Below are 9255 nucleotides of genomic sequence, written 5' to 3'. Positions count from 1 at the left end.
CACGGAGGCGACCCCGAGCGGGTCCTCGGCGCCGACCGCCGCGCCGAGCCCGGCGGCGTCCGAGCCCGCGCCGGCCGGCACCGAGGCGGCCCCGCAGCCGGCCCCGGACGGCGCGGCGACGACCCCCGCGGGCGGTCAGGCGCCGGCCCCGGTGGCGACGCCCACCCCGGTCCCCACCCCGACCCAGGCCCCGGCCCCGGCCGCCACGCCGAGCGCGGCCCAGCCGGCCCCGGGCGGTGCGGTGCCGGCGGGGTACCACCTGTTCAAGGACCCGAGCGGTTTCTCGGTCGTGCTGCCGGACTGGCTCCAGCAGAGCGGCTCGGAGCCCACCCGGCGGACCTTCCAGGGCAACGGCAGCACCCTGCGGATCGAGTGGACCACCAGCCCCGACCCGAGCGCCCTGGCGGACTGGCAGGACGCCGAGCCCGGTCTGCGCGGGCAGGTGACCAACTACCAGCGGGTCAACCTCGCGACGGTCAACTACCGGCAGTGGAGCAACGCGGCCGACTGGGAGTGGACCAACGGCACGCCGAAGACGCACTCGCTCAACCGCGGCTTCGTGACCGGCAGCCCGGCCAAGTACGGCTACGCGATCTACTGGACCACGCCGGACGCGGACTGGACCGCCCCGGCCAACACCCAGGCCAGGGACCAGGCGTTCGCCAGCTTCCAGCCCGCGCCGTAACGCGGCCCGCGTTCCGGGCGGCCCGGGCGGTGGTCCTGGGCCGCTCGGCGAACTCCCCGGCCCCGGCCACCTCCTCGAAGTGGTGCGAGCCGGTCAGCGAGACGACCGTCAGGACGTCGCCGCCCCGCCGGGTCCGCGCCACGATCGCGTCCGTGACGGCCGCAAGCGGAACCGGCACCGGCGGTTTCCCGTCCTTCAGGGAGAGCAGCCGGTGGGTGGTCAGGACGAGCGCGCCCTTGCGGAAGTGGTCGGGGTGGCGTCCGGCGGTGGAGGCGACGGGCTGGTCACCGTCGACCACGGACGCCTCGACCGTGCGTACGGCCTCGGCCTGCGTCGCCCGGTTGGCGTTGCCGGCGGCTCGGCAGGCGGTGTCGATCGGATCGGTCCAGTCCGTGGACCGAGCCTAGGGGAGCCGCTCGACAGGCCGCTCAGTAGGCTGCTCGGTGAGCGAGAGGAACTGGCATGCGAGCAGGCCCCGGACAGGTGCTGGCGGGCCGTTACCGGCTGACGGACCGTCCGGGGGCGCTGCGGGCGGTCGCGGTGGACGAGGGCACCGGCGAGCCGGTGCTGCTGCGCGCCCTGGAGCTGCCCGCGCTGCTGACCGGCGGTCACGATCCGGAGGACGGGACGCCGCCGCAGGCCGACCGGCTGGTCCGGCGGGTCGCGGCGGTGGGCTCGACGGCGCCGGCCTGGCACCCGCGGCTGTTGCGCGGGGTCGGGGCGTTCGTCGACGGCGAGCTCCTGTGGACGGTCGAGGAGCGGCCGGCCGGGGTGCCGCTGGCCGAACTCGTCGCCGAGGGGCCGGTGCCGCCGTACCGCGCGGCCGAGCTGGCGGCGGACCTCGCGGGTGCGCTGCGCGCGCTGCACGAGGCCGGGCTCAGCCACGGCAACCTGACCGTCGAGTCGGTGCTGGTCTGCGAGGACGGCGCGGCGATGCTCGGCGGGCTGCTGTCCGGGGTGGCCGAGGAGGCGCTGGCCGAGGACCTCGGCGGGCCCGGCGGGCGCCGCCGGTACGACGTGCGGGCCACCCTGGTTGGCCCGGTGGCGGAGCGCTGGCCGCTGGACGGCGGCCCGGCGGGGGACTGCTGGGCGCTCGGGGTGCTGCTGCAGCGGCTGCTGACCGGGCGTTCGCCTTACCCCGAGGACGGGGTGCCGGAGCTGGTGACGGCCGTCCGGGACGGGCGGCGCGCGCCGTCGGCGGCCTGCGGGCCGCTGGCGCCGCTGGTCGACCGGTTGCTCCAGCCCGATCCGACCCTGCGGCCGACGGCCGAAGACGTCCGCCGGGAGCTGGCGGCGCTGCTGGCGGGGGCGCCGGAGCCGACCGGCGGCGAGCGGGCGGCCCGGGAGGTCGTGCTGCGGCCGGACGGGCCGCTGGTGAAGATCCCGCGCGGGCGCGGCCGGGCCGCCGCCGTGCCGTCCGTCGGGCGCGGGGCGCGGACGGACGGGGGCGACCCGCCCCGGATACCCCCGGCCCTGCTGGGGCCGCTGCTGGTCGGAGGCGTATTCCTGCTGCTGGTGCTGGGGGTGGCCGCCGTGGTGATGTTCGCGGGCTGACGGCCCGGCCCCGTCCGGGTTCGCCGATGCGGCGGACCGGGGAGATTACCGGGGTCGGCGAGGTGGGCCTAATGTGTGCGTGGGATTTGTTCGAACAGAGGTCTGCACCAGGCCCTCCGTCGCAGTGACGGCAGCCGAAGCGAGGGGGAGCGGTCGCCGATGGGCGTGCAGGACCGGCCGGAGACGGCCGAGACGGAGCGGCTGCTGGCCGGGCGGTACGAACTGGGCGAGCGGCTCGGCCGGGGCGGCATGGGCACCGTCTGGCGGGCCTGGGACCGGATGCTGGACCGCGAGGTCGCGGTCAAGGAGCTGACCGTCAACCACCTCCCCGAGGACGAGCTGCAGATCCTGCACGCCCGGATGAAGCGCGAGGCGAGCGCGGCGGCCCGGATCAAGCACCCCGGCGTCATCACCGTGCACGACGTCCTGGAGCAGGACGGCCGGCCGTGGATCGTGATGGAACTGGTCGACGGCCGCTCGCTGGCCGACGTGATCAGCCAGGACGGCACCCTCCAGCCGCGCGCCGCCGCCGAGGTCGGCAGCCAGGTGCTGGCCGCGCTGCACCGCGGGCACCAGCTGGGCGTGCTGCACCGGGACGTCAAGCCGGCCAACGTGCTGCTGGAGCGCGGCACCGGCCGGGTCGTCCTGCTGGACTTCGGGATCGCGACCTTCGAGGGCTCCGCCGAGCTGACCCGGCCGGGCGACCTCGTCGGCTCGCCGGGCGGGCCGTGTAACACATCCGGAAGAAGCCGGGTGCGGGGCTGTGCATGACGGTGCCCGGCAGGAGCGTGACCTCGGTGGGCTTGGCCATGAGGTACCGGTACAGCCAGTCCTCGTCCTTGTCCGTGCCGGCGAACGGCACCGGCACCACCGGGCTCTCGTCCTCGCCGTTGCTGCAGTGCTTGCCGAGGTACTTGGTGAGGTCGAGCCAGAAGAACTGGGCGGCGTTGTCCCCGTCATGGTGGACGTACGCGATCTTCGCCTTGTCCAGGGCGGCCTTGACCGTCTCGAAGCTCTCGGTGAGCAGCCTGGGGTAGTCCGTCATCGCCTGCGTCGTGTACAGCTCCTTGGTGCCGTCGACGGTGGCGGTCAGCAGGCTGTCCATGGTGTACGTCTTCAGCGAGTCGAACGGGCTGAACCACGGCAGCGCCTGAACCGGCTTGGGGGTCTTGGCGCCCGTCATGGTGTGGGCCACGGTCTCGTTCGTCGAGATGACGAACCCGGTGCGGAACCCGGACAGGCCGAAGTCCTTGGCGAAGCCCCAGACCACGTGGATGCGCGCCGCGTTCGCCTTCGGCTTGTACGCGTCCAGGGCCACCGCGCTCGTGAACTTCCGCGTGGCCCCGGCGACTTGGGAGTGGCAGTAGATCTCGTCGGAGATGACGTGCAGGTCGTGCCCGAGCGCCCACGTGTAGATCTCTTCCAGCAGCGCCTTGGGGTAGTTGACGCCCAGCGGGTTGTGCGGGTTCGTGAGGACGAGCAGGCGGGGCGGCTTCTTCTGGGCGGCGTACGCGTCCTGGATGAGCTTCAGGGTGAGCTGGAATCGCTTGTCCCCGGTGGTCGGCAGGTTCACCGGGACGCACTTCAGCTTGGGCCGCGTCTCGAACGACCAGTTGAAGCCCTGCCAGTACGGCGCCGGGATCAGCACCCCGTCGCCGTCCTTCAGCGGCTTGTCGCTCGCGGGGAGCCCCTTGAGGGCGAAGGCCACGCACTCCAGCGCGGAGGAGACCCCGGCCACGCCGAACACGTGGTTCGGGTTGACTTTGGGGCCGAACGCCCGGGTGAGCAGGGCGGCGACGTGCTTGCGCAAGTCCGGGGTGCCCATCGAGGGCTGGTACTGGGTGGACCGCTCCGGGATCAGCTTGATCGCGCCGAGCCGGTCCTTCAGCGAGTGCTGGTAGAGCAGGACGTTCTCGGCGACGGAGAGGTTGATCGCCGTGGGCGGCGCGATGTACTGGTGGAAGTAGGCGAGGGCCTGCTCCAGGTCGGGCTGGTGGCTGAGGAGGGCGGCGGCGGCCTCGGGCGAGGCGAGTTCGAGGTCCTGGTCGGTCATGGTCATGGGTGGCCCCTTGTCCGTGCTCGGATTCGGCTGGGGCGCGCCGGAACGGGATCGTTCGGGCACGCATGGGCCCCAGCCGACCACGCGCCCGGGACGGCCGCCAGCGGTCGGCGGCCGTCCGAACGTCGAGCCGTACGGGAGTGGCGCCGGCTCAGCGCGGCAGGGGCTTCACCCAGCGGCTCCACTGCGGTTCGGGGGCGTAGCCGGCCGCCTTCCAGGTGCGGTGGCCGAGTTCGTTCTCGTCCAGGACCATCGCGTCGATCCGGCGGGCGCCGAGCGCGGCCAGGCGCTCCTCGGCGGCGGCGAGCAGGGCGGCGCCGATGCCCCGGCGGCGGTGGGCGGGGTCGACGGCGAGGCGGTACAGGTGGGCGCGCCAGCCGTCCCAGCCGGCGATGACGGTGCCGAGCAGGGTGGCCGGGTCGTCGGCCGGGGTGGCGACGAGGAGGCAGTGCGGGTCGCGCGCGAGCAGGGCGGCCACGCCGGCCTCGTCGTCCGAGATGCTGGTGCCCTTGGCGGCGGCGGCCCACAGGGCGAGCAGGGCGGGTATCTCGTCGGGGGTGGCGGTGCGCAGGGCGATGTCGTCGGTCATGGGCCCGTGTCTAGCAGGCCCGATCGCCCCGGCACCGGGAATTCCGCCTGCCGGGCACTACCGGCCGAGCCGCCACACCGTCGTCGTCTTGACGGCCGTGTCCTCCAGGTCGGCGACCACCGGCACCTCGTACGCGGCGAGCGCGGTGAACCGGTCGCGGGGCAGGTAGGCGCGGCCCGGGTCGCCGACGATGACGGTGGCGCCGCGCGCCGCGGCCCGTTCGAGGAAGGGCAGGAACCGGGCGGCCATGGCCCGTTCGTAGAAGACGTCCCCGGCGAGGACGACGTCCGCCGGGGCGCCGTCGCCGTCGACCAGGTCCACCAGGGCGCCCTCCACCCGGACCCCGTTGGCCTCGGCGTTGAGCCCGATCGCGGCGACCGCGTAGGCGTCGATCTCGGCGGCGCGCACCGACGCGGCCCCGCTCAGCGCCGCGGCGACGCCCACCACGCCCGACCCGGCGGCGACGTCGAGCACGCTGCGCCCGGCGACGAGTTCCGGGTGGTCGAGCACGTGCCGGGTGACGGCGACGCCACCCGCCCACGCGAACGCCCAGAACGGCGGCGGCAGTCCGGCCTTGCCGCGGGCCTTCTCGGTGGTCTCCCAGAGGGCGATCGCGTCGTCCGCCATGTGCAGGCGGATCTCGGGGACGAACGGGACGGGCTTCAGCTCGGTCTCGCGCAGGATGAACGCGAGATCAGTGTCCGGTTGGTGGAGGCGCAGCTCACTCGGCATGTCCCGCAGCATAGGGCCCGCGAGGGGCCCGTCATGCGCGCCCGGCGGCCTTCTGGGTGCGCCGGGCGAGCGAGTCGACCACGACGGCGGCGAGGAGCACCGCACCGGTGATCATGAACTGGATCGCGTTGCTCAGGCCCTCGATGTTCATCCCGGACTGGATCGAGGCGATCACCAGCGCGCCGAGCAGCGCCGACCAGGTCTTGCCACGCCCGCCGAAGAGGCTGGTGCCGCCGATGACGGCCGCCGCGATCGCGTTCATCAGCAGGTTGCCGCCGCCGGAGGTCTGGCTGGCCGACTGGATCTGCGCGGCCAGGAAGAGGCCGCCGACGGCCGCCATGGTGGAGCAGATCGTGAAGACGCTGATCCGGATCCAGGACACGTTGATGCCGGCCCGCCGGGCGCCCTCGATGTTGCCGCCGAGCGCGAACACCTGGCGTCCGTACGAGGTGCGGCGCAGCACGAAGTCCAGCACCACGATGAAGATCAGGAAGATCAGCAGCGCGAGCGGCAGGCCCTTGTACTGGTTGAGCGTGTAGGCGGCGAGGAAGGCGACGATCGCCAGCAGGACGGTGCGCAGCACGATGTCGGTGACCGGCCGGGACGGCACGCCCGCGGCCTGGCGCCGGCGGGCGTCGACCAGCGAGGCGCCCAGGAAGAGCAGCACGCCGACCAGCGCGGCGCCGTAGGCGACGATCTGCTGGCCGTAGATGGTGCTGTAGAGCCGGGAGACGATGTCCTTGCCGGACAGGTTGACGGTGCCGGTGGCGCCGAGCACCTGGAGCATCAGGCCGTTCCAGCCGAGGTTACCGGCGAGGGTGACGACGAACGCCGGGACGCCGACCTTGGCGAAGAAGATGCCCTGGATCGCGCCGACGATCGCCCCGCCGACGATCGCGGTGATCAGCGCGACCCACTGGTTGACGCCGTTGTTGACGTTGAGGACGGCGAAGATCGCCGCGCACAGTCCGCTGACCGAGCCGACCGACAGGTCGATCTCGCCGAGCAGCAGCACGAACACGACGCCGATGGCGATCATGCCGGTGCCGACGATCTGCTGGGAGAGGTTCGACAGGTTCTGCGCGGACAGGAAGGTGCTGTTGAGGCTGCCGAACACCGCCCAGATCACGATCAGCGCCAGCACGACGGGCAGCGAGCCGAGTTCGCCGCTGCTCATCCGGCGGCGGAACTCGCCGAGGTAGCCCTTGATGCCCTCCTGGCGCACGATCAGCCGCGGGTCCACCGCCGGGATCGCCTCGGGCGCCACCGGGACGGGCGCGTTGACGCCGCCCTTGGGCATGTTCTCCTCGGGCAGCGGGGCGTGGCGGCGCTCGGGTTCGCCGCCCTGCGGGCTCCCGGGAATGTTCTCGCTCACTGGGAACCCTCCTCGCCACGGGCCTTGCGGCGGGTCACGGCGTTGTCCGTGGCGCCGGTGATGGCCGAGATGATCTGTTCCTGGTTGGTGTAGCGCTTGTCGAAGACGCCGTTGTTGCGGCCCAGGCGCAGCACCGCGACAGTGTCCGCGACGGCCATCACGTCGGCCATGTTGTGGCTGATGAGGATCACGCCGAGGCCCTGGTCGCGCAGCCGCTCGACCAGGTCGAGGACCTGCGCGGTCTGCTCGACGCCGAGGGCGGCGGTCGGTTCGTCGAGCATGACGACCTTGGGCGAGCCGATCAGCGCGCGGGCGATCGCGACGACCTGGCGCTGGCCGCCGGAGAGGGAGGCGACGGGGATCCGTACGCTCGGGATGCGGATGGAGAGGGTGTCGAGCAGCGCGCGCGAGCGCTTCTCCATCGCGACCTCGTCGAGGACGGTGAAGCGTCGCAGCTCGCGGCCGAGGAAGAGGTTGCCGACCACGTCGAGGTTGTCGCACAGCGCGAGGTCCTGGTAGACGGTGGCGATGCCCAGGTGCTGGGCGTCCTGCGGGCGGTGGATGCTCACCGGCCGGCCGTGCCACTCGATCGCGCCCTCGTCCGGCTGGTGGACCCCGGCGATCGACTTGACCAGGGTGGACTTGCCGGCGCCGTTGTCGCCGACCAGCGCGAGCACCTCGCCGGCGTGCACCTCCAGTTCGATGTCGGTGAGCGCCTGGACGGCGCCGAACCGCTTGGAGACCCCGCGCAGGGCCAGTACGGTCTCACCTGCCACAGTGACCAACTCCCTTGCCCCGCCTCCGTCGTGGAGGCGGGGCTTCTCGGCTTCTCGGCTTCGGACGGCGCTGGGGTTACTGGAGGCCGACGGCCTTGCAGGCGGCGGCGTAGTCCGGCGTGCAGATCTGCGCGACGGTGTAGAAGCCGTCGGCGACCACGGTGTCCTTGACCTTGTCCTTGGTGACGACGATCGGGGTGAGCAGGTTGGCGGGCACCTTGTTGCCGCTGCCGTTGGTCACCGTGGTCGGCGCGAGCGTGGAGTCCAGCGGCTTGCCCGAGGCGAGCGCGACCGCCATCTGACCGGCCGTGTCGGTCTCCGGCTTGAGCGGCTTGTAGACCGTCATGGTCTGGCTGCCCGCCACGATCCGCTGGACGGCGTCGAGCTGGGCGTCCTGGCCGGTCAGCGGAACGCTCAGGCCGGCCGCCTTGAGGGCGGTCGCGACGCCGGCGGCCATGCCGTCGTTGGCCGAGTAGGCGCCGACCACGTTGCTCCCGCCGATCGCGGTGATCGCCGCGGCCGCCTCCTGGTTGGCCGTGGTCGGGTCCCACTGCGGGGTGTCGTACTCCTTGCCGATCTTCAGCTTGCCGTCGATGGCGCTGTGCGCGCCGGCCTTGAAGTCGGCCGCGTTGGGGTCGGTGGGCGAGCCGTTGACCATGAAGATCTCGCCCGCGCCCGCCTTGTCGCCCACCGCGGCGACCAGCGCCTGGCCCTGCAGTTCGCCGACCTTGCGGTTGTCGAACGACACGTACGCGTCGGCGGGCCCCTGGGCGAGGCGGTCGTAGGCGAGCACCTTGACGCCCGCGTCGTGGGCCTTCTGGACGGAGGACTGGATCGACTTGGAGTCCACCGCGTCCAGGATCAGCACCTTGTCGCCCTTGGTGAGGGCGGTGTCCACCTGGGTCTGCTGGAGCGTCGCGTCCTGGTTGGCGTTGTAGTAGTCGATCTGCGCCTCGGGCGCCAGCTGCTTGATCTTCGCCTCGATCAGCGGGCGGTCGAACTGCTCGTAGCGGGTGGTCTTCGTCTCCGGCAGCAGCAGGCCGATCCGCACGGCTCCGAGCGCGACGGACCCGCTCGCACCGGCGCCGCCGGAGGAACCGCCGCCGGACGACGACTGTTTGGCGCTGCCGCAGGACGCCGCGCCGAGGCCGAGGGATACCACTGCGGTCACCGCGAGGACGCGTCGAAGCCTGATGCTCATGGGGATGCCTCTCCTGTTGAGTCCACCCCCTGTCCTCCGAGTCTGGGAAACCGGCGGCTCCGCCACGACCGCAGGTGCGCCGAACGGGTACCTGGGGCGTGTCTTTCGGCCCTCCGACCTGACCCGAAAGACACGCCCTACCGCTCGCCCGCCAGCGGAAGCTCGGCCGTCAGGCGGGCGCCCGCGCCCGGGCCCGTCGGGGCGACGGCCAGCGTGCCGCCGTGGTGGCGGGCGACGTCGCGGGCGATCGGCAGGCCGAGTCCGCTGCCGCCCTCGTCCCGGCT

Annotated in this window: 8 protein-coding genes and 2 pseudogenes; 3 read left to right on the top strand and 7 right to left on the bottom strand. The window is 72.9% G+C overall.

What is annotated here, in order from left to right; translation table 11 throughout:
• The 3 genes and pseudogenes from AB0O00_RS22025 to AB0O00_RS22015 form a co-directional block, all read left to right on the top strand.
• A pseudogene (locus AB0O00_RS22025) lies at positions 1-685 on the top strand (hypothetical protein); the annotation flags it as partial.
• Between the two features lie 462 nt (positions 686-1147).
• Positions 1148-2239 carry a protein kinase gene (locus AB0O00_RS22020; RefSeq protein ID WP_363654277.1) on the top strand — a complete coding sequence of 364 codons (1092 nt, stop codon included), beginning with the start codon at positions 1148-1150 and terminating at the stop codon, positions 2237-2239.
• A 159-nt stretch (positions 2240-2398) separates the two neighbouring features.
• A complete protein-coding gene (locus tag AB0O00_RS22015; protein WP_363654275.1) occupies positions 2399-3010 on the top strand; it encodes a serine/threonine-protein kinase in 612 nt (203 codons plus the stop codon).
• Between the two features lie 13 nt (positions 3011-3023).
• Here the strand turns inward: AB0O00_RS22015 and AB0O00_RS22010 are convergent.
• The 7 genes and pseudogenes from AB0O00_RS22010 to AB0O00_RS21980 form a co-directional block, all read right to left on the bottom strand.
• Positions 3024-4292: pseudogene (locus AB0O00_RS22010) on the bottom strand (pyridoxal phosphate-dependent aminotransferase); the annotation flags it as partial.
• Between the two features lie 157 nt (positions 4293-4449).
• On the bottom strand, positions 4450-4887 hold the full coding sequence (locus AB0O00_RS22005; protein ID WP_363654273.1) for a GNAT family N-acetyltransferase: 438 nt from the start codon (positions 4885-4887) through the stop codon (positions 4450-4452).
• Between the two features lie 57 nt (positions 4888-4944).
• A complete protein-coding gene (locus AB0O00_RS22000) occupies positions 4945-5619 on the bottom strand; it encodes a 50S ribosomal protein L11 methyltransferase (protein WP_363654271.1) in 675 nt (224 codons plus the stop codon).
• Positions 5620-5650: 31 nt separating this feature from the next.
• Positions 5651-6919 carry a sugar ABC transporter permease gene (locus tag AB0O00_RS21995; protein ID WP_363654281.1) on the bottom strand — a complete coding sequence of 423 codons (1269 nt, stop codon included), beginning with the start codon at positions 6917-6919 and terminating at the stop codon, positions 5651-5653.
• Between the two features lie 71 nt (positions 6920-6990).
• A complete protein-coding gene (locus AB0O00_RS21990; protein ID WP_363654269.1) occupies positions 6991-7779 on the bottom strand; it encodes an ATP-binding cassette domain-containing protein in 789 nt (262 codons plus the stop codon).
• A gap of 67 nt (positions 7780-7846) precedes the next feature.
• Positions 7847-8971: a substrate-binding domain-containing protein gene (locus AB0O00_RS21985; RefSeq protein WP_363654267.1), complete on the bottom strand. Its 1125-nt coding sequence runs from the start codon at positions 8969-8971 to the stop codon at positions 7847-7849.
• Between the two features lie 137 nt (positions 8972-9108).
• Positions 9109-9255: ATP-binding protein (locus tag AB0O00_RS21980; protein ID WP_363654279.1), on the bottom strand; the 147-nt coding region annotated here is incomplete at its 5' end.

The sequence above is a fragment of the Kitasatospora sp. NPDC093558 genome, assembly GCF_040683475.1.
Lineage (GTDB): Bacteria > Actinomycetota > Actinomycetes > Streptomycetales > Streptomycetaceae > Kitasatospora.
The sequence above is the reverse complement of the archived record's forward strand: the minus strand, read 5'-3'. Positions and strand labels throughout refer to the sequence as shown.